Source organism: Paenibacillus sp. 37 (genome assembly GCF_008386395.1).
GTDB lineage: Bacteria > Bacillota > Bacilli > Paenibacillales > Paenibacillaceae > Paenibacillus > Paenibacillus amylolyticus_B.
Window position 1 is genome coordinate 2642369 of sequence record NZ_CP043761.1, and the last position, 24135, is coordinate 2666503.

Sequence of the window (24135 nt, forward strand, 5' to 3'; positions counted from 1 at the left end):
GGAAGGATTCCGATGAGGCAATTTCGGCAGACAACCCCTTTGGGGTTCATGAATACAGGAACATTAGCAGAAACCAAGGGATGCCTTAATCAAATTATAAAGACTAGATAAACTATTATTTAAGGACGGGGATTTCAATGAGTAGCTTGTTACTAACCTCTTGTGGTTTTTATACTGAAGATATTAAAAATCAATTTTTGGATTTTATTGATGGAGATATTTCTCAATTAAAAGTCTCAATTATTACAACAGCATCCCCTAGAAAAGAAACTAATAGATATGCACAAAGAGCAATGCAAGAGTTTAAGGACATGGGATTTCAACATATCAATTTTGTAGATATTGAATTTGATGACCCGCAAATTCTCTTACATAGAAATGTTATATATATCAATGGTGGAAATCCATTTACATTATTGTATTACGCGAAGAAAAGTGGTGCTGATGAAGTTATTAAAACACTGGCTGCACAGAATGTAATTATAGTTGGTGTTAGTGCTGGAACTTTATTACTGGGCCCGAATATTAACATTGTGGATTTCTTTACTCCACAGATGAACACAATGAATTTAACGGATTTTAAAGCATTAGGTGTAACCGACAAGCTTATTTTTCCTCACTATGATCGAGAGGACATATTTAAAGATAGTACTAATAAAACAATTGAAGAGAGAATAATAGAATTTGAATCCAATGAGAACTGTAAGGTGACAAGGCTTAAAGATGAAGAATATATTTCAATCTTAATAAACCAAGCACATTGAAAGTCGTAAATTCATTGAAAGTAGCTCGAAGAAGTTCTTATTTTAGGAGGAGTCTATATGATATTAGAAAAAGTTATAAATAGAATTGCAATACAAAGTGAATATAAGGATTTGGTTGATAAGTATGTGGATCGTATACTTTACGATTTCAAAGATAAGATTCATAGCATTTATATGTGTGGATCGATTCCCAAAGGAACGGCTCAACCTTTTAAGTCAGATGCAGACTTTACTATTGTATGTGCAAATCCCGAAGATATTGATTACGAAAGATTGTCAATGATTAAAGACAGGCTTTTGGAAGAATATCCATTCGTCACTAAGATGGATACGATCATTTGCTCGATTGATGATGTATTAAGTAGACCGAACGATTGGGGTTTTTGGATTAAGATCATTTGTGTTTGTATACATGGGGAGGATATTGGTGAAAAAGTACCCCCGATCATAATTTCTCCAGAATTCATTTTAGACTTAAATACAGATACCAAGGAGGAAGTAGATCGTGTACATCGTTCACTTTCTAATGTTAGTGATCACGCAATGAAAACTAGATATATTAAAGGTTACTCTAAGAGATTAATTCGTGCATTATACTCTTTGGTTTTAGAAGATACAGGGGTATGGGAAGACGAAATCATTAAGATGAAGAATGCCATATTAAACTATTGCGATATTGACTCCGCTTTAGTTGAGTATCTTTATGCTTGTTACTTGGATAGCGATGTATCTGTTGAAGAGTTTCTGGAAATCGCAGATGAAGTATATAGCTATTTTGAGAATGCCTTAAATATAATGGCTGCTTCAAAAACTTCCTCTGGCTAACAACATTTTTACGATATTGGTCACTCTGAGAGGCGATTTCGTCGTATAACATAACATTCAAGCAGCGGCTCCTCACGGAGCCATGGTATGCTAGACATATTTTTTGGAAACGCTTCATCGAACCCATTCAACTAATGTTGAACGTTATAATTAGAGGAAAATTAGGTAAATAATAGTTAGCGAGAGGAGGATTAAATGCATATAAGAGGAGTAATTCTTGAGGGGTACTCAAATGCCGGGAAGACTTCAGTATTAAAAGCGATTAAACGATATCAATCACAAGAAGAATCCTCAGAACGGAGTGTAGTTATTCTTGGAGAACATTATTCTCAAATTTTGAATAATAAACATGGAGAATATGTGAGTCTAACGCGAGAAGAACACATTGAGTTACTTAAAGAGCGGGTGGAAATGCTAAAGAAACTTAATGATTGGGCAATTCAACTTGGTCCTGCATCTAGAGGATCTAGGGGACTATTTTATGTGCTGGAGAGGTTTCACTTAAATCATAGAGCTGCATTTGCAGATTCGGATTTGGATGAGATAAATAAAATAGAAGAACAGCTTGAGTCTTTAAACGCCAAGTGTATTTTGCTTACAATCTCGCCCGAAGTTGTAGAAGAAAGAATCAAAAGCAGACAACCTGAAGAATGGATCTATAAAACAGAAGAAGAAGTAAGATCGTCGGTAAGTGAATTATTAAAAATCCAAAATGTATTAAGACATCAAGCTCAAATCTCAAGAGTGCCAACACTCGAAATCAATACAGACGGTAAGGATTGGGATGAGTATGTAAGGGTAATCATGGAGGGCAACGACATTGCCTAACCAAATGTTCAAGCATCGTCGCTAGTGCTCTTCGGTCTGGTAGAAGTTATAAGCAGAAGGATGTATCCAGCCAGACGTATCAGATCAAAACAACAAGCATAGGAGCAATATTATGACAATCATTTTCAAAGAAGTAAAAGACATTGATACACAAGCAATTCAAGAACTGTTTCACTCGGTGGAATGGAAATCAGGAGATTTCCCAGAAGATCTTAGACAAGCAATAAACAACTCACATACGGTTATTACAGCATGGGATGATACCAAATTAGTTGGCTTAATAAATGCATTGTCTGACGGCGTGATGACAGTATATTTTCATTACATGTTAGTACACAAAGAATATCAATCATTAGGAATTGGAAAGAGAATGATGGAACAAATGCTTAGTCGATATTCTAATATCAAAACAAAAGTGCTTATATCCTATGATAGTGCAGAAAAGTTCTATGGATTATTTGGATTTAAGCCAGAAGAAGGCACAAAAGCTATGTTTATTTCAGATATGGTGTAGCATTTTGGGAGTTTATCAAAGAAGTTGGGATCATCAGATAACAACACTTTTCAGTTCTAGGCATTTAGCATAGCCATTAGAAGAAGAGTGGTTATATAAACCAACATAGGAGGAATTAGAATGAAATTTATCGTTTCTGCTAGTGTAATCGTTCTCAATGAACATAATGAGATTTTACTCATGAAAGGTCGAAGAGGCTGGGAAATGCCTCAAGGTTGTGTTGAAGAAGGAGAGACTATTAGGCAGGCAGCAGTACGAGAAGTGAAAGAGGAAACAGGAATTGACATCGAATTAATTAAATTTTGTGGTTTGTATCAGAACATAACGCGCGGCGTATGCAACAATATATTTACTGGAAAACCGATTGGTGGAGCTTTAACTACCAGTGATGAAAGTGAAGAGGTGGGCTACTTTACTTTAGAAGAAGCTGGGCAAATGATAACATGGGGGAATTTCTATGACAGAATTCACAATGCATTAGATGAGAAAAGTCATCCTTTTTTGATTGAATTTTCAGAATAAGGGCAATCATTAGATCACAATATATTCACTTATCGGGTTTACTCCCTCTGTCCGAAGACGAGATCTCGATAAATTAGAGAAAATATACTCCACATGACACTCCACAAGCTCTACATTATGGTAGATTCCATCTTAAAAGGTGCTCCTCTCATGGGTTGGTGATGTTCTAAACAAACACCATTCTACCATAGATAGGAGCTCTTTTTATATGATTGTACCTTCGTAACTCAGGTTTAATTGCGCTAGTTTTCTAATTGTGAAAATGGGATCGGCTCAATAGGGGCACTGCTTCTGCTCACCAATGGAGATATAAGGATGAAACAACCTATTATAAGTCTTTGCGTACCTTAAAACTATGAAGATCACCATTTTGATAGCCACCGTTCGAATGAGTTAGTAGAAATGTTAAATGAATGCGCCCTGGTTGAGGATGTACTTATTGATCCACCGACAGCTTTATTTTTCGCGATTAGCTAACTTAGACTCAGACTTGAGTATTGTTTGATATGAGACATGTTGGTATTACAGCTCAACCTTGTGCTGTGCTCGGTACTTCGAGGGTGAAAGACCCAAATGAGACTTGAAGGTGCGGCTAAAATGAGACACATCGGTAAAACCAGTGAAATCTGCAATTTCTTCAAGTTTCAGATTGGATTCATTTAAATACTGAACCGCTTTTTTTAACTTCACAGCCATTAACAGTTTGGAAAAGCTAGTACCTGACACCTGTTGTGTAATTCGGCAGATGTACTGTTTGCTAAGATGCATGTATTCGGCAGCTGAAGCCAGAGTGGCAAATCTGAAATCTTTCCTTACATAACTCATAATTTCATTGAAATGCAGTTCGATATTTGAAAGTGAAGTTGGAGTTTCGATATCCGATTGTTTGTGACGGAATAGAAAGCTGAACAACAACTTCAAATAACACTCCATGATTTGGTTTCGAAATTCATCTCCCCATAAGTATTCACTAAATAAGCGGAGCATGGTTTCACTAACGTCAGAATTATTTCCAGTATGAAAAAGAATATAATTTGTATCATTGTTGTTTTCATCCAATAGAGCCTTATTAAAAAAACTGACCAAGAGAGAATTGTGATGAAATAAGTCAAAAAAAACAGAGTTTATATATTTACGTCGTATCATTACATAAATACATATGCTTCCTTCTTCTATTTTTATCGAATGTTTAATATTAGGGGGCATTACAAACAAGTCTCCCGACGATAATTGGAAAGTTTTATTTAGCAAGTTAAGAACACCAGCACCTTTATATATATATATACATTGGAAGAAATTATTGGAATGCATAAGGTCCAGTGAGAAATTGATATGTTTAACGATAGCCATGTTAAGATCCTCTAAAATAAGCATGTTCTCGTCTAATTCAGTAGAATCAGTAATGTATTTGGGGGTCTCAGAAGAGTACTGTGGCCAATATATACGAATCAGGTTGTTTTGTTTTATATAATTACTGGACAAAAAATTGATATAAGTGGAATATTTATCGGATTGAAAATCTTCTTTAGTGTTTTCTTTGTAAAAATCCTCTAAATTAGTTAATACTTGGAGTATGTGATCCAACTTCTCTACGTTCATAATACACTCTCCTCATAAAATTTTACCTATACTGAAGTCTATGGTATTGCTCCTTAACATTCAACTTTACTTATTACAGTTTCATTATGTTCATGTAAATAGTCGTTGTAATCAATAATCAAACGCTATATTACTCATGACTGACCACACCCATTAACAAAAGCAGTTAAAGCATATTTTAAAACAAATCTGGTTATCCAAGGCTGAGGCTAATGTTGAACTGTTCAAAAATTGGAAGTGCTTTTTGTTTCATAATATACAATGAAAGCGTTAATATTATTCATTTCAGTGATCTTTATATGCTATTACAATTGTATTAATGAATTAAGTATTAATTTTATCATTCAGTTTTGGAAGGGCATACAAAAATGAAGTGATATCAATTTTATCGCAATAGGAACATGGTTTAGCTTAGGTTCCGATTCTTTATAAGAGGTATTCACAAAAGGGGGATATACCATGTTTGCAGAGAGTAAAACAAATGAAGAACATCCTGTCGAATCATCAAGTGAGATTCCATTGCAACTCCGCAAGGGCCAGCTAGTTGGAGATAGTATGGGGGTGGCAGGAGGTGCGATAATCTCTTTAATTTTCTCTTCTTTTGCAATGTATTACCTAACATCTATTGCACAATTAGATGGAATAATGCTAGGAACACTGGTATTGGTAGGATCAATAATTGGTGCTGTGTCGAGTTTCGTTACGGGAATCATGATTGATAAATTTAACTCGAAATATGGGAAGGTAAGACCGTGGGTTCTGGTATCCATACTTCCAATGGCTGGTTCGCTGCTTCTCTTGTTCTCCATTCCGGAGAGTCTTGCAGTATCGACCCAAATGGTATGGGCAGGAATATGTATCATCTTGTTCAACATTGGAACTTCCATGTATAGCTCGGCCTCCGGCTCACTTATCCCGATGGCGACCCGAAACCAGCTCGAAGTTACAAAAATGGGTTCCTCACGGGCGTTAGGCACCATGGGTGGAGCTATGCTTGTCTCCTTGGGCTATGTGCCGCTGGTAGAACTTGTAGGAGGAGATCGAAGAGCTTATTTAATTGTAACCGCCATCATAATCATTCTTGGTTCTTTATTGATCTTCAATCAGTTTCGAACCTCACGTGAGAATGTTAAAACCGTTAACCGCGATGCAAGCGGGATGGAGAAGAAAGTTCCGTTCAAGGATGCTATAGTATCCATTCTTAAAAATAAATATTTTCTCGCTGGATGGCTGATTCTCTTTACTTCAACCACTATGCTTGCAATGAATAATGCGAGTACAGTCTACTACGCTCGGTATATTCTCGGAAACATTAATATGCAAAGTTTACTCTCCTTGGTGAGTATTGTTCCGTCTTTGCTCGTTTTAGCTGCACTTCCCATCCTGGTTAAAAAAATGGGGGTGCGAGTGGTTATTCTAATGGGAACCATATTTGCCATCGCAGGAATGTTAATCCGCCTACTAGACACAAGCAGTATACCACTTGCTTTCATAGGCTTTATTCTCTCTGGAATGGGGGCACTTCCGATGTCTGCACTCGTTACAGCCCTTATCAATAGCACGATCGATTATGGTGAGTGGAAAAGTGGTATTCGGTCACCCGGCATGATGATGAGCTTGGTTGGAATGGCTGCCCTTTTAGCAAGTTCACTTAGTATTTCCAGTATCGGATGGATATTGGGAGCCACTCATTACGACGGATCGGCAGCGCAGCAATCTGAATCGGCCATTCAAGGCATCTTAACGATCAGTATTTATTTACCAACTATTCTGGCATCAATTGCTTTCATATGCGTGCTTTTTTGGAGACTGGAAAAGCAACATCCTCAAATCGTTAGTGAGTTAAGAGCAAGAAATGGCGAGAATTAAGGTTTGTCTGCGATCAAAAATTTCTAGTTAAGAGGTGAGAGAATCGATGATCAGAACTTCGTTTAATGATAATTGGACCGTTGCACCCAAAGCTGGATTTTTCTCTGAGGTTGTAGCTTCAGCGACAACTCCACAAGAGATCACACTTCCGCATGATGCGATGATCTGTAACAAAAAGCTTAAGCCAGAGGACGGCGGAAATGTCGCAATCGGTTTTTTTCCGGAAGGCAGTTACGATTACAAGAAGAAATTCTTCGTTCCGTTGGAGTACAAGGATAAAAGAGTAACCTTCGAATTTGAAGGCGTATACATGAATGCGATGGTGTACATTAACAGTGAATTTGCTGGACAACATCCGAACGGATATACCAATTTTTATGTTAGTGCGGATCGTTTCCTGAAATACGGCGAGGAGAATGAGATCAAGGTCGCTGCTATGAACCTTAAGGATTCTCGCTGGTATTCCGGAGCAGGCATTTACCGTAATACAAAGCTTATTATCGGGAATCTGTTACATCTCGCCTTGGATGGTATCAAGATTGCAACTCCCGAGATCCATAATGACCGTGCCGCAGTAACCGTAGCAACTGTGCTCGAGAACGAAGGACACAACACACAGACTGTTCACGTGCATACAACAATTGTGGATCCCGGCGGAGAGGTAATAGCGAGCGAAGTTTCGCCGATTACGACTTTTGCTGGTGAAAGCGCCATACTCCGGCAACGACTTTACGTAAGAAACCCGAAACTCTGGAGTGTTGATGCTCCCCATTTATATCAATGCAGAACGAGCATCGTGGCAGAGGACGGGGAACAGCTGGACAAGGAGACAACTACCTTTGGCATTCGATCGTTGACGTTGAACCCCGATCAAGGTCTTTGTATTAACGGGGAAACGGTCAAGCTGCGAGGGGCGTGCATTCACCACGACAATGGCGTGATCGGTGCTGCTACGATTGACCGGGCAGAAGAGCGTCGGGTCGAAATTCTTAAGGAAGCAGGCTTCAATGCGTTGCGAAGCTCACATCATCCAATGAGTAAAGCATTGCTTGATGCCTGTGATCGTATAGGCATGCTTGTGGTGGATGAGAGCTTTGATATGTGGACCTCAACGAAGGCTGACCACGACTATGCATTACATTTTCCAGTGTGGTGGGAAAAAGATATTCAGGCAATGGTGGATAAAAATTATAATCATCCAAGTGTCATCATCTATACAATCGGGAATGAAATTCCAGAAACTGGAAGAAGAGTCGATGCGGCATGGGGCCGTAAGATCGTTGACAAGATCCGATCACTTGATAACACGCGTTACATAACAAATGCTATTAATTTTACGGTATCTGTTCTGGATGAGCTTTCGAAATGGATGAAATCCCAGCAATCGGATCAGCTGGAGAAGAGCGAGAGTGGTAACGAAGGCATTAATACGATGATGAATAATTTGGGTGAACAGATGGCTAAGATCGTGGCCAGCGATTTTGCGAAAGATAAAACGGCAGAAGCCTTTGCCTGTATTGATATTGCAGGGTATAACTACGGGGAAGCACGCTACAGCCTAGACATGGAGCTGTTTCCAAATCGCATCATTATAGGTAGCGAGACTAAACCGGAAGAGATAGATAAAAACTGGGAAATGGTCAAGCAACACAGTCAAATTATTGGTGATTTTACTTGGACCGGCTGGGATTATCTGGGGGAATCAGGGATCGGTAGAGTTGTCTATGAACCTGAGGAGTTAGCAACGGGCATCGTAGGAGGTTATCCGTGGTTTACTGCCTGGTGTGGAGACATCGATATTATTGGAAATAGACGGCCGGTATCCTATTATCGAGAAATTGTATTTGGCCTACGTAAAACCCCGTTTATTGCAATTCAGCGTCCGAATCATTATGGAAAACAAATGTTTCCGATGATGTGGAGCTGGAGCGATTCCATATCAAGCTGGTCATGGGACGGGTATGAGAATAAACCGATTAAAGTCGAGGTTTATTCGGATGCCGAACAGGTGGAGCTTCTTGTCAATGGTGTATTAGTAGGCCAATCACCCGCGGGCAAAGAGAATCGGTATAAAGCAGAATTTGAGACTGTCTACGTCCCGGGGGAAGTTGAAGCCATTGCTTATGAAAATGGTCAAGAAATCGGTCGCATGAAGCTCCGTTCGGCTGTCAACGATGTGAGATTAAACGTTGAAGCCGATCGAAACGTGATTTCCGCATCCGATAACGATTTGTCGTTTGTTATGATTACGCTCAAAGATGAGCAGGGAAATTTGTATAATACCGCTGACCGCAAGGTTTCAGTTTCAGTTACAGGTTCGGGTATTTTGCAGGGCTGCGGTAGTGCCAATCCAAAATCGGAAGAAAACTTTTTTGATGGTGCATACACGACTTTTGATGGTAAAGCTCTAGCCGTTATACGCCCGATCGGAGCTGGTTTGATTAAAGTGACCGTTTCAGCAGAAGGTTGTGCATCACAAACTGTGCAAATTAATGCCCTACCCTTGGATTGAATTAGCCAAAGAAGAAAAGGGGAAACAAAATGAGAACACAATTTGAGATGGAAGAAGAGATAAAAAATAAGTTTTTAGAATTCGCTCAAAAAAAAGCACCTGTTAAATCTTTAAAACCAGAGCGATTTATTCATAAAATGCTGAAGAATAAAGGAAATTTAGGGGCGTTTAGCCCCGATGGACTTGACGAAAAAGGTTTGGAGAGAAGAAATCCTATTATTGCCGTTTTGGGAGACAGTGTAACTGCTGGACATTTTGAATGGACTATTGATCCCGCTGAGCTTTTCAAAGGAATAGGAAAAGAAGCGTTAGAAGATATGGAGGATCCGCCAAGATTCGCTGGACCACTAGAAATTACAGACGCCAGAGAAGTGTATCATGAACGGTTTCGCATGAAGCTTATTGATAAGTATGAGGAGACTTCAGTTTCTGTAATTAACGCAGGGATCGCGGGTGACAACATCATCGGAATGGAGCGCAGACTGAGCAGGGATATTATTAATTGCCAACCGGACTTGGTATTGATCAATGGTAGCTTGAACTGGACTGCAGATATATCGTTGCTTTCTGTTTTTGAAGGTTCAGTACGGAGAATAGTTAAGAGAATCCAGGCTGAGACTGAAGCAGATATTATTCTAATGACACCAAATGCAGAAGGACCGAGCCCGTTTAACCCTAATGGCTCGACATTGTCTGAACGAGTAGAAATTATTCGTAAAATAGCAACAGAAGAAGGCGTTTGTTTGTCCGATACCTATGCCGTATGGATGGATTTTCTCAACATGGGATATGACGTAACTAAAATGCTGGCCAATAAAATTAATCACCCGAGTAAAGCGGGTCATGAAGTATATGCGATCGAGTTAATGAAATTATTTAAATAGGAAGCCAATGAACTCTATCCTTAATCAGGCTGGAGAGGAGAGAAGAGAAGGATGATGCTGAAAACAGCAATAATATTTGGCGACAATATGGTGATACAGCGTCAGAAGAAGTTTAAAGTCTGGGGAACCGGTTTACCGGGGAAAGAAATATCCGGCACTTTGAAGGGGAAAAACACACAAATTGTAAAGGGAGTTGTCCAGAAAGATGGTAGCTGGATGCTAACCTTTCCACCATTAGAAGCTGAGAAGAATGTTTTGCTTAGTATAACAGATGGCAGGGATACTTTATCATACCAGAATATTGGTGTCGGAGAAGTGTGGCTGGCTGGTGGGCAATCCAATATGGAGTATTATCTCCAGTTCGATGCAGAGAAAGAGCAAGTTATCAAGGGAGAAATGAATCCGGATATACGCTTTTTTGATTATCCCAAAGTATCATATGAGGGTCAGATTGAAGAACATGATTACTTCAGATTTGGCCTGTGGAGAGGCTGCACCCCAGAGGATTTACTTTATTTTTCTGCAGTTGGTTACTATTTCGCAGCCAATTTACATGAAAAACTTGATATTCCTATCGGTGTAGTGGGCTGTAATTGGGGAGGAACGCCTGCTTGTACCTGGATGGACCCTGATTATTTGAAAGATAATGAAGGAAAAGCTTGGCTTGAATCATATGAAGAAGATATTGCAGGTTTGAATGTTGAGGACTATAAAGCGGATTTCAAGGAAAATCCTATGAATGACCATTCGGACCCATTTCGTGACGAAAGGCTGAACAAAATGATGTTCCCCGGATTCTCCCAAGAGGAGCAGTTGGAACTCATTCAGAGAATGTCGGCAGGCGAGCAGGTGGGAATATCATACTCTAAGCCCGGGCCTTATTGGGAGAAACGACCTGGTGGATTGTATGAATCAATGCTGAAGCAGATTGCGCCGTATGGTATACGAGGTGTTATTTGGTATCAAGGTGAAAGTGATGACGAAAGGGCAGCGTTATATGGCACAGTGTTCAGCAAGTTGATTGAATGTTGGCGTGATCTATGGGCTGACAAGCTCCCGTTTCTGTTTGTACAGTTGGCCCCGTTTGGAGAATGGATGCAAAACTTACCAGAAGTACGCAGGCAGCAAGAGCTTGTATCTCAAACGATTCCAGACACCTGGATGGCCAGTTCATCGGATGCTGGAATGGAGTGGGATATTCATCCAAAGTATAAAAAACCAATTGGTACCCGTTTGGCTCTGCTGGCTAGAGCACACATATATGGCGAAAACATTTTATCGGATCCACCGGAATTTTTAAGTGCAACAAGAATTCCGGGAGGGATCGTAATCAACATCCGGCATGCCAATGGGTTACATGTAAAGGGTGACAAGGTTAATGCCATCTCGCTGACTGAACGTGATGGAACCGTGAGGACTCCAGCAGAGATTTCAGTGATCAATGATCAGTTATGGATTAAGGGAGAATTCCCAGAGCAGATAAAGATTTCCTTTGCAAATCAGGGATATTATGAAGTCAATGTTTACAATAATCAAACTAATCCTATGAAACCGTTTCAAGTTATTGTGTAACTAAACAAGATGAATGAAAGTTTTTGCATAAATTTAGACTTATAACTTTATGGAGGTGCAGATTTACATGGAAAAACAAGTTTATAATCCGTTTTTACCGAGCTATGAATATATTCCGGATGGAGAGCCGCACATATTCGGAGATCGAGTATATCTCTATGGATCTCACGACAAATTTAACGGGACAGATTATTGCATGAATCCGTATGTGTGCTGGTCAGCACCGGTGGACGATTTGAGTAGCTGGAAGTATGAGGGAATCATTTTAGATAAAGGCATGGATCCGTTGGATCCTGAGGGAAACAAATTATATTATGCGCCTGACGTTGCGCAGGGGAAAGATGGAAGATATTATCTCTATTATTCTATTGAGGGTTCGTGTTGCATTTCGGTAGCCGTATGTGATACTCCAGCGGGAAAATACAAATTCCATGGACATGTGCAGGATCAGGACAGGCATGTACTTGGCTCTGCTGAAGGAGATGCCTATCAATTCGATCCAGGTATCTTTGTAGATGATGATGGAAGATGTTACCTCTATTCAGGGGGGAATTCATTATTTGCCGATGAGGATCAGGGACGGAAACGGGTTGGAGCCATGGTTATGGAATTAGAGGATGATATGATGACTGTTAAATCGATGCCGGAAATTATTACCTCCAATAAAGAGAAGGCGTTCGAGGAGAATCAATACTTTGAAGCTCCGTCCGTGCGTAAAGTGAATGGTCTATATTATTTTATATATTCTTCATTTCCAAATGTACACAATCTTTGTTATGCAACCAGTCCATATCCGGACAGAGATTTCACGTATCGGGGCGTAATTATATCTAATGCAGATATATTTACAGACAATAAAGAGAGAAATAAAGCTATGAGTTACTGTGGCAATAATCATGGAAGTTTTATTCAGATCAAGGGTCAATGGTATATTTTCTATCATCGCCACTCGAATCGAGATGGATACAACAGACAAGCCTGTGCGGAAAAAATCTTCTTTCTCGAGGATGGAACCATTCCTCAGGTGGAACTTACATCTTGCGGGTTAAATGATGGGGATTTGGCGGAAGTTGGAACATATGAGGCGCGAATTGCGTGTAATATGGCAAGTAAAGAAGGGGTCCCATTGCTGGTGCTCACCTATGACGAGAACCATCCTTATTTCACGCAAGAAGGAGAAGACAGAGAAGAGAATGGGAATCAGTATATCGCTAATTTCCAAGATGGTGCGACAGCAGGATATAAATATTTTCAGTTCGCTGAGGCAAACAGATTCCGAATTAAAATACGCGGAGAAGCAACCGGGAAAATCCTGGTTACCCACCATTTAGGGGGCGAGGTTTGCGCTTCTGTAATCATAACTCCATCGGAAGAGTGGCAGAATTATGAAACGGCGTTTAGTCCTGAAAAAGGGAGACAACCTGTATTTATTACGTTCCAAGGTACTGGAGTGATTGATATATTGGAATTCGAATTTAAGAAAGTTTGAGCCAGAAGGGAGCTGCTGAAATGCTAAAAGCTATACTGCTGAAAACAGAATATTTAACTAATCCCTTAGGTATTGATATTGTTCGACCTGAATTTGCATGGAATTTAGTGGGAGACAGCAAGAAACAGACTGCTTATGAAATTATAGCAACACATACCAAGGAAGAACTAGACAAAGCATCGTACGTCTGGAGTAGCGGGAAAGTAAGCTCGGCCAGCATGACCCATGTTCCCTATGGAGCGGATGTCCGTAGTAGAGAACGGATCTATTGGAAGGTTCGTGTGTGGGATGAACATGATGTTGCCGGTGAGTGGAGTGAGACAGCTTTTTTTGAAATGGGCTTGCTGGAAAGACAGGATTGGAAAGCAGAATGGATCTGTGGTGACTACGAACCAAAACCGGGAGAACGGTATCCAGTAGATGAGTTTAGTAAAACATTTCAGATTCCGGCATTTGTGAAAGCCAGAATGTATATCACTGCTTGTGGTATTTATGAGACGAGTCTCAATGGAATGAAAGTGGGAGATATGGTTCTGACCCCTGGCGTGACCAGCTATGAAAAGCGAATACAGTATCAGGTCTACGATATTACAAAGCAATTACAGAGCGGTGTGAATAGATGGGACATCTCATTAGGTGACGGCTGGTTTAGAGGGAAACAGGGCGTATTTGGCGCCACCAATGTGTTCGGAACCCAGACCTGTGCTTTAGGGCAGATTGAAATAACGGGAACAGATGGAACAACGACTTATATCGGAACAGATGGAAGCTTCAGATGGTCCAATGACGGACCTGTGCGTTTTAATGATATGAAGGATGGAGAGACGATTGTTGCTGCTCTTTCACCTTCATATAAAGGTCAAGCACGCGTTACAGAATGGGAGACTCTGCTGTGCTGTTCCAATAATGTTCCAGTCAAAGAAAAGGAAACATTTAAACCAACAGTTCTACTTACTCCAGACGGAAGTACGGTCCTCGATTTCGGACAGGTTATTGCCGGATACCCGCAATTTTCAATACAAGGTAAGCAAGGGCACACCGTTGTGTTGACGATGGGAGAAATGCTTGATAGTGAAGGGAACTTTACTTTATCCAATGTGGTACAGGAATATGATTATGCCCCGGATTATTGTGATGATTCCAGATTCCAGACCATCATTTATTCCTGCGGGAGTGAAGCGAGAGAAACCTGGAAGCCTAAATTCTGTATTCAAGGATTCCGGTACGTCAAATTGGATAATTGGCCAGAACCAGTGCAGGCAGATCATTTCACTGCAATCGCTGTATATTCGGACATGGAGCAAACTGGACAATTCAGCTGTTCCTCCCCGTATTTGGAGAAACTCGTGAACAATACGCTGTGGAGTATGAAAGGGAATTTCCTAGATGTGCCTACAGATTGCCCAACAAGAGAACGGGCAGCCTGGACCGGAGATGCCCAATTGTTCTTTCATGCGGGGCGTTACTTTATGGACTTTACAGCCTTTTTCAGAAAATGGATGCAGGATGTTTTTGACGATCAGGCTGCAGATGGAAAAGTATATAATATTGTTCCTCGTGTAGCCCCGCATGGTGAGGGATTTGATTATGTAGAAGGCTCAAGTGGATGGATCGATGCAGGTATTCTGATTCCGTACAGATATTGGAAAACATATGGTGATTTGAAACAATTGGCCAACTGGTATGAACCTATGACTAAACTGGCCGACTTTATGATCAATAGAATGGGAGATACCTCCGATCCCGATCTGGATCAGAAGCTGGAGCCGAGTGAACACCGTCAATATATTGTGACGACCGGTTTTCATTTCGGTGAATGGAATGAGCCTGACCGGGAGGAACTGGTATCAGGGCTTCCGAAATATGAAGAAGCTACCGCCTATTTGGCTTATTCCTTAAACTGCTTGTCTCAAATCTCTGATGCACTGGGTAAGCAGAAAGACGCAAGCAAATACCTTAAGGTATCTGAGCGAGCCAAAGCGGCGTATCAATATTATTTTGTGAAAAACGGAACAATTTCAACAAATAAAATGGCCAAATTGGTAAGGCCATTGGCTCTGGATCTGCTAGATCAAGACATGAGAAAAAATGTTGAGCATGAATTGATCTCATTGGTACGTGAACGGGAGCACCATGTAGGCACTGGATTCCTGTCAACCCCATTCATCCTGAGGGCATTAAGTGATGCGGGATATGTGGATGATGCCTATCAGATGCTGGAGAAGGAAGATTATCCAAGCTGGATTTATCAAATTAAGCAGGGAGCGACAACGATTTGGGAGAACTGGAATGGCGAAGCATCGAGAAACCATTATTCCAATGGCGCTGTCTGTGACTGGATATTTAATACTGTGTGTGGTATCAACCTTGCTGGAGAAAACCAATTCTTGATTTCACCCCAACCAGGTGGAAGCCTGACAGAGGCGTATTTGACGTATCAAAGTATCTATGGAAAGGTATCCTGTTCATGGAGAAAAGAGAGTGCCCATTACGTTTATTGGATTGAGATTCCGGCAGGATGCCAAGCAGAAATTAATATTCAGGGGGTCGAGCCACAGGTTGTCGAAGCTGGAAAACATTGTTTCAAACCATCGGTGCAAGCGTTGTAACGCTCTATACCAATAAGCCCCTGCCTATATAAATAAGAACATTGTCCATATCCAGGATGATGTTCTTTTCTTACTTTGCGATAATCTCTTATGAAAAGGATTGATGAATATAATTCCTCATGGATCGGCCAAACGTAAAATATTTAATTCCATCCGCTTTAAACTAATAGCTGGACTATTTGTAATCATCTTTCCTATGATCATATTTCTGATCTACAACAATCTGTACTCGATCAAGGTTGTGAGGAATCAGGTAGCACAATCCAACAGTAACTTGGTCAACCTCTATATGAATCTAAGCGACGCCATTCTGGATGACATTGACCGATATTTATATAAGGTGATTTCAGAGGATAGTGGGCTACAAAGCCTAGCTAGCCCGGATGAGACCAACCCTGATCTCTATAATATGGGGACGTATCTTCTTTTTCGGCAGTTCATTGAAGACAGTGTGTATTATAAAGGTCTGGATTATTTTTTTGCATTTTCAGCCGTGAATGAAGATTTAGTTTTTGCCCCTAAACCAACGGGACATGCTTATACTTGGAACCAGCCAATCCGTGAAGAAATCGTTCATCTGCTCCAGAGCAAGGACACGCAAGCAAGTCTTCCAAGAGACAAATGGTTTGTGACTAGAATAGCCGGGGCCGACTATCTCTTAAAAATCATAAAAAGTGGTAACGTCTATATTGGAGCTGGAGTCAACGTAAGTGAGGTTATGGGGCCGCTTGATTTATTGAATCTCGGGAGCAAAGGAAAAGCAGTACTTGTTACTGATAATAATAAACCTCTGCAGGATGAAATTTTTTTCAATGAAAATAAAATCAGTCTGATTAATAAAGACACGTCCTCCTATTTAACCGGTGAGGGAGATAAATATTTGGTGACCCATAAACACTCTGCAAAGGGAAATTTTAGACTGGTGGCCGTGATTCCTGATGAAACAATCCTGGAGGGGCTGCCTTATCTTCAGCGAGTGATTTTCTTCATTACAACAGGAACCGGATTAATTCTATTGGCGGCATTATTTTTTATTAGAAAAGTCATTCTATTGCCGATCAATCGCCTCGTATTCGCTATGCGTAAAGCAAAAAAGGGATTATTGGAACAGAGAATTGAACGCGTACCTTCGTCCAGCGAATTTGAACTGATGGATGAAACATTTAACAGCATGGTTTCAGAAATTCAGCAGCTGAAAATTAATGTCTACGCAGAGCAGTTAATTAGTCAAAAGGCTGAACTTAAGCACCTTCAATTGCAGATAAATCCCCATTTTTTTCTGAACAGCTTAAATATTGTATATTATCTTGCACAGGAAAAAAAGTATAACTTAATCCAGGAGTTATCTTTGTCTCTTGTTCGTTATTTTCGATTTATGTTCCGAAGTCAAACCGATTTTGTATTGTTACAGGATGAACTGGATCACACTGAGAATTATTTAAAAATTCAAGAATTTCGTTTCCCAGGAAGCTTGGAATATTCAATTTCGCTTCAGCAGGGATTGGAGGACTGTCTGATTCCACCACTAATGATTCAGACTTTTACGGAAAATACGATTAAACATGCAATAAATACAGACGGAACTACCCAAATCCATATTGTGATTAACAGTGATCATAATGAAGATGGAGATCGAATGATTCACATCCACATTAAGGATACTGGAAAAGGATTCTCTGACGATATACTACACCAACTGCAGCAACAATTAAATCTAACTAACGAAGACGGCGAGCATATCGGCACTTGGAACGTACGACGCAGGCTATTGCTGCTATTTGGTGAGAAAGCACACATTGAGTTTTCAAATAGCGATGGAGCAGTCATTGATATCATGCTGCCTTACTATGAAAAGGAGGATATTAGCGATGTATAGACTCTTAATTGTGGATGATGAAATGTTTATTGCGGACGGCATCAAATCGAGCGTAAGCTGGGAGCGCCTCGGCTTTGCTGATGTACTCGTGGCGTATAACCTGCGGCAGGCTAAAGAAGTATTTGAAACCTACTCCATTGATCTGATGATATGTGATATTGAGATGCCTCAAGGAAGCGGGCTCGAACTGGTTGAATGGGTGAGGGCGTCCTCTACGCAGACGGAGTGTATTTTTTTAACGGCCCATCCGAATTTTGATTATGCTAAAAAAGCCATTCAGCTTGGGAGCTTTGAATATCTGTTAAAGCCCATTCCCAAAGAGGAGCTGAAAGATGCTGTGATTAGAGCGATAGAAAAAATTAGAAAAGATAAAGAAGGGGCGCACTTCAAAAGAGTAACTTTCTGGAAAGATGTGCTCAGTCAAGCGATTCCTTCTATTCCGGAGCAATTAAATAATATGATTCGGAAGCTTGAACTGCCTTATCTGGTTTCCAAGCCTATACTGCCAATACTTATTTGGCTCCAGCACTGGGATAAATCTTTCAACTCTCGGGATATTCAAATATTGAAATATGCTCTGAAAAATGCGCTGGAAGAATCGTTTATTCAAGAAAATCCTTCTGAATTGTTATGGATAAACGATGAAGTGATCTTGGTGATTATACCGAATCTAAATGGGGATCAGGAAGAGTTACAGCGAATAAGAAGAAAAATAAAAATACATTCTGAGTCTTTTGTGAAGGCATGCAATACATACTTCTATTGTCATCCTTCATGCTATATCGGCAATACTGCATTCTTACATGAATTTAGGCCTATGGTTGAAACCTTAATTGCATTTCAAAAGGATTATGTTAATTTTACTGACCGTGCATTATTTTTGGATGATTATAAAATAAAGGACTTACCGATTCCTATGCCACCGTTCAAAATATGGTCGGAGATGTTCAAACGCGGTGATCATAAAAAGCTCATTGAAGAATCCTGGGGATTTCTGGAACGTTGGAGGAAAATTGAGGGCCTTGATGCAAAGTGGATCACTCATTTTTATCAAAGCTTTATGCAAATGATCATGACAGCCTTGGAGCAATTAGGCTTCCGGGCTGATGAGATAACGCAGTTGTCTCCGGCGCGAATTCAAGCTGCTACACGCTCAGTGAAGGATTTGCAAGAGTGGATGTTGGGTGTTTTAGAAGCTGCATATGTTCATATCAAGACAGGACAAGGAGAAAGTGTCGTTGAAAAAACAAAAAAATATATTGCACTTCATATTGAGGAAGAACTATCCCGACAATGTATAGCCGATTATATCGGGCTTAGTCCTGACTATGTTGTGAAGGTTTTTAAAAAGGAAACAGGCGATTCGATCAATGATTATATTCTAAAAGAACGGATTCATATGGCAAAAGAAATGCTGGCTAACACCGATATGACGATTACTAGTATTGCAATGTCTGTTGGATTCTCAAATAATTTCCCTTATTTTTCTACAATATTCAAGAAAAATGTCCTGATGACACCCCAAGAATATCGAAAAAGTTATCGCAAAAAATTGTGAAGAAATGTTATACATGCGATGACGGAATCTTATAAACGGAATGGCTGATATTTAAATTTCCCTTCTGCCTTTGTGGATTAGAATGAACCTATCAATCAATAAAGGTGGTAGTGATCTTGCAAAACGATATCATGCTTCAGGTGGATCAACCCCCGAGCAAAAAGAAAAATTCAAAATTGGTTCTGGAGCTGAAGAAGGTAGTAAAATACCGAGCACTAGTATTAATGGCGTTGCCTGGCTTGCTGTACCTGTTTATCAACAACTATTTGCCTATGTTTGGAGTAGTCATTGCATTTAAGGATTACAACTTTATGAAAGGGATAACAGGTAGTGACTGGGTAGGTTTCAAAAATTTCGAATACCTTTTCAAAACAAAGGATGCGTATATAATCACCAGAAATACCATCTTGTACAATGGAGCATTTATTATTCTGACTACGATTATGGGGATCGGGACAGCGATTATTCTTAATGAAATTAGAAAGCGCTTTCTAACCAAAGTGTATCAGACTCTCATTTTATTGCCTTATTTGATTTCCATGGTTATCGTTTCCTATTTGGGTTTGGCCTTCCTTGATGTCGAGAACGGATTCATAAACAAAAGTATACTTCCTTTTTTGGGTCTGGATACGATCTCTTGGTACAGTGAACCGAAATATTGGCCTTGGATTCTTACCTTCGTGCATCTATGGAAAAGTATAGGCAACTCTTGCATTATCTATTATGCCGCTATCATCGGTATCGATCACGAATATTACGAAGCTGCAAAAATAGATGGGGCAACAAAATGGCATCAAATCAGGAGCATTACAATTCCGGCTATCATGCCATACGTTTCCATTATGACTTTGCTTGCTGTCGGGCGAATTTTTTATTCGGATTTCGGTTTGTTCTATCAAGTACCCCTCAACCAAGGAGCACTGACAACTGTCACAAGCACTATAGATACCTATGTTTTCCGTGCATTAATGAATTTGGGTGATATTGGGATGTCCTCTGCAGCAGGATTATACCAAGCTGTCGTCGGTTTTATTCTCGTCCTGTTATCTAACGCCATAGTAAGCAGAAGAAACAAAGAGAATGCATTATTTTAGAAAGGGGGGATTGTCAGTGCAATCCAGCAAATGGAGTCAAATCATTCTCAACGTAATCATGATCATATTTTCACTAATGTGCTTGCTGCCCTTTTGGTTGTTATTCTCGGCGTCAATAACGGATGACATGGAAATTATCAAAAATGGCTATTCATTTCTACCGAAAGAAATCACATTTTCAGCATATTCTTATATATTCAGCGGATCTCTCGATATTATGCATTCTTATGGTGTTACGTTTCTGGTGACCATTATAGGGACTGTTACGGGATTAACGCTGTCAGCGATGTTGGCTTATCCGCTCTCCCGGGCAGAGATGCCTTTCAAGAATGGACTAGCTTTCTTCGTATTTTTTACCATGCTGTTTAACGGCGGACTTGTTCCCACGTATCTGCTCTACACACAAGTTTTTCATATCAAAAATACGATATGGGCACTAATTATCCCAAGTTTGCTCATGAACGCATTTTACATTATTTTAATGCGGACCTTTTTTGCCACCTCTATTCCCAAAGCGTTAATCGAATCAGCTCAGATTGATGGAGCGAAAGAATGGAGAATCTTCTTTCGAATTGTCCTTCCACTATCAACTCCTGTATTAGGGACGGTCGGGTTATTTTACACATTAACATATTGGAATGATTGGAATAATGGCTTGATCTATATCACGGAGAGTCGGCTCTACAGTTTGCAAAACCTGTTGTATCGTATTCTCCAGGATATACAATTTTTGCAAACGTCCACCCAAATAAACGGCAAAGGTGATGAATTGGCAGCGAACATTCCATTAGCATCCATGCGTATGGCTATAGCTTGTATAGGGGTTGTGCCCTTGTTGGCTGTCTTTCCTTTCTTCCAAAGATTTTTCGTGAAAGGTCTGACCATCGGTTCTGTAAAAGGATAATCCCATTAGAAATGACGGATTTTTGGAAAGGCTATGACGGAAATGAGAAAGATGAATTTGAATTTGCATGCTAACATGTAATTGCGTAGGACAATAATACATCGACATCCATGGGAGGTAATTCAATTGAGTAAAAGAGCTTTCAAAACTTTCCTGCTTTCAATGGTGGCGCTGACCCTCATCGTTACAGCCTGCAGCAATGCTTCTGGAACGAATTCCGGAGAGGCAGCCAGCAACAACAGTGGCACAGCAGGTAGTCTGAAACCGGTAGAATTAGTCATGGCATTTCCCATCGCTATGGATCAAAAGGACATGGGGCTAGTACAAGAGGAGTTCAGCAAGCTCATTAAAGAGAAAATTAACGCAACTGTAAAACTGGTTCCCATAAGCTTTGGAGCCTGGTCTCAGCAAAAAACGTTGATGTTATCCTCCGGGGAACAAGTTGACTTGATGGTTAGTGGTCTTGGAACATACAGCCAGGATGTTGGCAAAGGAATGTATGTTGAACTGGACGACTTACTGGCTAGTCACGGGAAAGGGATTGAGGAAGCATTCAAAACAACGATCGGATTGGATATTCTGGATGGAGCAAGAATCGACGGTAAGCTTTATGGTATGCCAAATATAAAAAATGCAGCACAAGATTCTGTGATTGGTATGCGCAAGGACTTAATCGATAAATACAAAATGGATACATCAAAGATTAAAAATTTGGATGATTTCGATCAAGTCTTCAAAGTCATTAAAGAGAATGAACCGGACATCATACCGATAGCCAAATCCGGAAATTCCATTCTACAGGTGTTAAGTGGCAATGTGTTGGAACTGCTTGGAGATGGGGTAGCCCTCTCAAATGAGCAATCCAGTTTAAAGGTCATCAATCAGTTCGAAAATGAAGAATATATCTCCATGTTAAATACGGTTAGACGATGGTATCTGGCAGGTTACATTGCTAAAAATTCAACGATGAGTACAGAAACAGGAAACAATCTTATGACTGCGGGAAAAGCCTTCTCATATCCTAATTTAGTCGATGCGTGGCTTAACATTGATTCGACATCGAGCGGAAAAGAACTGGTACTAGCGCATCTGAAGCCAACGTTGATTGAAACAGGGGCGATTACTGGGTTTATGTGGAGTATCACCAAAAACTCGGTAGACCAGGAACGGGCAATGATGTTAATGAATTTATTGTACACAGATAAAGACGTTATTAATTTACTGAATTACGGCATTGAAGGAAAACATTACGTAAAAGTATCAGACAACGTTATTGATTTTCCAGAGGGTATTAATCAATCGAATTCAACTTATTTCCCGAATCAAAGATGGATGTTTGGAAACTGGTTCCTTTCCTATCTCATTAAAGGTGAGGATCCGGAGACTTATACCAAAGCAATAGACTATACAAAAAAAGCTACAAGATCCAGAATTCTTGGTTTCAACTTTGATTCAGAGCCCGTTCGAACAGAGATTGCAGCAGTAACTAATGTCATTAATCAGTATTTAGTTCCACTTGAAACTGGTGTGCTTGACCCTGTGACTACAGTGCCATTATTTAATAATCAGTTGAAGGATGCAGGAATTGACAAAATCATTGCTGAGAAACAACGACAGCTTGATATATGGTCAGCAAGCCAAAAACAATAATACAGATAAAACGGCAGAATTGCCGTTTTATCTGTATTATTACCAAGAAAAATTTTATTTAAATAAGCACAACCTGATATATCAGTGTTCCTTTCTGGATTGTTCCACTCCAAAGAGACTTCAACTGTATTACAGTTGAAGTCTCTTTTTCATATCTGAAGAAAATACGTCTATAACATGGGCCCAAACATGATAAAGATTAACTTATGTCATATAAATGCACCTTTTTAGAATGTGAAGTCCCAGTAGAATCTAAAGTTCTACTCCTAGCTACTTCCTGTAGATATTCTGAATTTGATGAGAGGATCAAGGCTTAAGTTGCTCTAAAAAAAGGTTTTTAAGGATGCGGAATTGTTCAGACGGATCGACCTGTGTATGAAACGCATCAATACCGCTAAGCATGGACATTTTTTTAGAGAAATTTCCGAAGACATGAAGCATCGTAATCAAGGTGTCCACGGTATCGTTATCCTTTCGGATAGAACCATCTAGCTCTCCCAGCCCAGAAAGTTTCGAAAAAAGGTTTATAAGCTTGTCATACTGTGCTTTATAGAGGTGAATATCCTCAAGCGGCTCCTTGGAAAGTGCCACGTAACATTCAAATGCTTCAATTAGTTTGGAATTGTTCTGGTGTTTAGCCTCTTGGAAGTTCATAATGTCGAAAATACGCTCCAATTTATCGTAGCAGGTTCCTTGTCCATATACGATTTCTTCGAATGCATTGACTTCAGACTCCACGATTTTTGAAGCAACGGCGACAATTAAATGTTCTTTTTTAGGGAAATATCGAAATATGGTGGCAATACCCAGATTTGCCTCAGTGGCGATTTCCTGCATCGTTGACTTTTCGAAGCCTTGATGGGAAAAAACGGTTTTGGCCGCTTCGATAATACTTAACCGTCTTTTCATTCGCATAGTGCTACGTTCAGCCTCAAGTCTTTGCTGGGGTTGAATGGCGAAAACCTCCTTGTATCTATAACTCTAAATTAGCCTATCAACAGTGTGATTTTTTGTCAATGAAGCTAGTTTATACTTCTGATTTAAGCTTTAAATTTGAAGTTTCACA

18 protein-coding genes are annotated in these 24135 nt (G+C 40.0%); 16 read left to right on the forward strand and 2 right to left on the reverse strand.

The features are described 5' to 3' along the window. Positions 1 to 137 precede the first annotated feature (137 nt). From F0220_RS11965 to F0220_RS11985, 5 genes are all read left to right on the forward strand, one after another. Positions 138 to 764: a Type 1 glutamine amidotransferase-like domain-containing protein gene (locus F0220_RS11965; protein ID WP_149846538.1), complete on the forward strand. Its 627-nt coding sequence runs from the start codon at positions 138 to 140 to the stop codon at positions 762 to 764. A 57-nt stretch (positions 765 to 821) separates the two neighbouring features. Continuing rightward, entirely contained in the window at positions 822 to 1589 is a 768-nt protein-coding gene (locus F0220_RS11970; protein WP_149846539.1) for a nucleotidyltransferase, read from the forward strand. Positions 1590 to 1784: 195 nt separating this feature from the next. After that, positions 1785 to 2417: a hypothetical protein gene (locus tag F0220_RS11975; RefSeq protein WP_091017144.1), complete on the forward strand. Its 633-nt coding sequence runs from the start codon at positions 1785 to 1787 to the stop codon at positions 2415 to 2417. A gap of 112 nt (positions 2418 to 2529) precedes the next feature. Continuing rightward, positions 2530 to 2931 (forward strand): GNAT family N-acetyltransferase, encoded by a 402-nt coding sequence (locus F0220_RS11980; RefSeq protein WP_091017143.1) that lies wholly within the window; start codon positions 2530 to 2532, stop codon positions 2929 to 2931. A gap of 120 nt (positions 2932 to 3051) precedes the next feature. Beyond that, positions 3052 to 3453 (forward strand): NUDIX hydrolase, encoded by a 402-nt coding sequence (locus F0220_RS11985; RefSeq protein WP_105598261.1) that lies wholly within the window; start codon positions 3052 to 3054, stop codon positions 3451 to 3453. A gap of 522 nt (positions 3454 to 3975) precedes the next feature. Here F0220_RS11985 and F0220_RS11990 read toward each other — a convergent pair. Continuing rightward, a complete protein-coding gene (locus F0220_RS11990; protein ID WP_149846540.1) occupies positions 3976 to 5052 on the reverse strand; it encodes an AraC family transcriptional regulator in 1077 nt (358 codons plus the stop codon). A 459-nt stretch (positions 5053 to 5511) separates the two neighbouring features. On the opposite strand from F0220_RS11990, the gene F0220_RS11995 reads away from it, so the two are divergent. From F0220_RS11995 to F0220_RS12045, 11 genes are all read left to right on the forward strand, one after another. Beyond that, entirely contained in the window at positions 5512 to 6921 is a 1410-nt protein-coding gene (locus F0220_RS11995) for an MFS transporter (protein WP_105598262.1), read from the forward strand. A 46-nt stretch (positions 6922 to 6967) separates the two neighbouring features. Further along, the gene (locus F0220_RS12000) at positions 6968 to 9433 is read left to right on the forward strand and encodes a glycoside hydrolase family 2 TIM barrel-domain containing protein (RefSeq protein ID WP_149846541.1); all 2466 of its coding nucleotides are present in this window, start codon (positions 6968 to 6970) and stop codon (positions 9431 to 9433) included. Positions 9434 to 9480: 47 nt separating this feature from the next. Next, on the forward strand, positions 9481 to 10317 hold the full coding sequence (locus tag F0220_RS12005; protein ID WP_223199916.1) for a GDSL-type esterase/lipase family protein: 837 nt from the start codon (positions 9481 to 9483) through the stop codon (positions 10315 to 10317). A gap of 51 nt (positions 10318 to 10368) precedes the next feature. Further along, the gene (locus F0220_RS12010; protein ID WP_149846542.1) at positions 10369 to 11889 is read left to right on the forward strand and encodes a sialate O-acetylesterase; all 1521 of its coding nucleotides are present in this window, start codon (positions 10369 to 10371) and stop codon (positions 11887 to 11889) included. A gap of 67 nt (positions 11890 to 11956) precedes the next feature. Continuing rightward, on the forward strand, positions 11957 to 13378 hold the full coding sequence (locus F0220_RS12015; protein ID WP_091017132.1) for a family 43 glycosylhydrolase: 1422 nt from the start codon (positions 11957 to 11959) through the stop codon (positions 13376 to 13378). A gap of 20 nt (positions 13379 to 13398) precedes the next feature. Then, on the forward strand, positions 13399 to 15987 hold the full coding sequence (locus F0220_RS12020; RefSeq protein WP_149846543.1) for an alpha-L-rhamnosidase: 2589 nt from the start codon (positions 13399 to 13401) through the stop codon (positions 15985 to 15987). A gap of 274 nt (positions 15988 to 16261) precedes the next feature. Continuing rightward, positions 16262 to 17863 (forward strand): sensor histidine kinase, encoded by a 1602-nt coding sequence (locus F0220_RS12025; RefSeq protein WP_223199917.1) that lies wholly within the window; start codon positions 16262 to 16264, stop codon positions 17861 to 17863. Beyond that, a complete protein-coding gene (locus F0220_RS12030) occupies positions 17856 to 19421 on the forward strand; it encodes a response regulator (protein ID WP_149846545.1) in 1566 nt (521 codons plus the stop codon). The genes F0220_RS12025 and F0220_RS12030 overlap by 8 nt, the downstream gene beginning before the upstream one ends. 131 nt (positions 19422 to 19552) lie before the next feature. Further along, on the forward strand, positions 19553 to 20515 hold the full coding sequence (locus F0220_RS12035) for an ABC transporter permease (RefSeq protein WP_223199981.1): 963 nt from the start codon (positions 19553 to 19555) through the stop codon (positions 20513 to 20515). A gap of 10 nt (positions 20516 to 20525) precedes the next feature. After that, complete coding sequence (locus tag F0220_RS12040; RefSeq protein WP_223199982.1) at positions 20526 to 21419, forward strand: carbohydrate ABC transporter permease; 894 nt, start codon at positions 20526 to 20528, stop codon at positions 21417 to 21419. Positions 21420 to 21545: 126 nt separating this feature from the next. After that, positions 21546 to 23069 (forward strand): ABC transporter substrate-binding protein, encoded by a 1524-nt coding sequence (locus F0220_RS12045; RefSeq protein WP_223199918.1) that lies wholly within the window; start codon positions 21546 to 21548, stop codon positions 23067 to 23069. Positions 23070 to 23375: 306 nt separating this feature from the next. Here F0220_RS12045 and F0220_RS12050 read toward each other — a convergent pair whose 3' ends face one another. Continuing rightward, complete coding sequence (locus F0220_RS12050) at positions 23376 to 23978, reverse strand: TetR/AcrR family transcriptional regulator (RefSeq protein WP_179198552.1); 603 nt, start codon at positions 23976 to 23978, stop codon at positions 23376 to 23378. Between the last annotated feature and the right edge of the window lie 157 nt (positions 23979 to 24135).

Excerpts from the sequence above, each read along its gene's own strand:
- F0220_RS11965 (WP_149846538.1), top strand. The coding sequence starts at position 138 with ATGAGTAGCTTGTTACTAACCTCTTGTGGTTTTTATACTGAAGATATT.
- F0220_RS11970 (WP_149846539.1), top strand. The coding sequence starts at position 822 with ATGATATTAGAAAAAGTTATAAATAGAATTGCAATACAAAGTGAATAT.
- F0220_RS11975 (WP_091017144.1), top strand. The coding sequence starts at position 1,785 with ATGCATATAAGAGGAGTAATTCTTGAGGGGTACTCAAATGCCGGGAAG.
- F0220_RS11980 (WP_091017143.1), top strand. The coding sequence starts at position 2,530 with ATGACAATCATTTTCAAAGAAGTAAAAGACATTGATACACAAGCAATT.
- F0220_RS11985 (WP_105598261.1), top strand. The coding sequence starts at position 3,052 with ATGAAATTTATCGTTTCTGCTAGTGTAATCGTTCTCAATGAACATAAT.
- F0220_RS11990 (WP_149846540.1), bottom strand. The coding sequence starts at position 5,052 with ATGAACGTAGAGAAGTTGGATCACATACTCCAAGTATTAACTAATTTA.
- F0220_RS11995 (WP_105598262.1), top strand. The coding sequence starts at position 5,512 with ATGTTTGCAGAGAGTAAAACAAATGAAGAACATCCTGTCGAATCATCA.
- F0220_RS12000 (WP_149846541.1), top strand. The coding sequence starts at position 6,968 with ATGATCAGAACTTCGTTTAATGATAATTGGACCGTTGCACCCAAAGCT.
- F0220_RS12005 (WP_223199916.1), top strand. The coding sequence starts at position 9,481 with ATGGAAGAAGAGATAAAAAATAAGTTTTTAGAATTCGCTCAAAAAAAA.
- F0220_RS12010 (WP_149846542.1), top strand. The coding sequence starts at position 10,369 with ATGATGCTGAAAACAGCAATAATATTTGGCGACAATATGGTGATACAG.
- F0220_RS12015 (WP_091017132.1), top strand. The coding sequence starts at position 11,957 with ATGGAAAAACAAGTTTATAATCCGTTTTTACCGAGCTATGAATATATT.
- F0220_RS12020 (WP_149846543.1), top strand. The coding sequence starts at position 13,399 with ATGCTAAAAGCTATACTGCTGAAAACAGAATATTTAACTAATCCCTTA.
- F0220_RS12030 (WP_149846545.1), top strand. The coding sequence starts at position 17,856 with ATGTATAGACTCTTAATTGTGGATGATGAAATGTTTATTGCGGACGGC.
- F0220_RS12035 (WP_223199981.1), top strand. The coding sequence starts at position 19,553 with ATGCTTCAGGTGGATCAACCCCCGAGCAAAAAGAAAAATTCAAAATTG.
- F0220_RS12050 (WP_179198552.1), bottom strand. The coding sequence starts at position 23,978 with ATGAAAAGACGGTTAAGTATTATCGAAGCGGCCAAAACCGTTTTTTCC.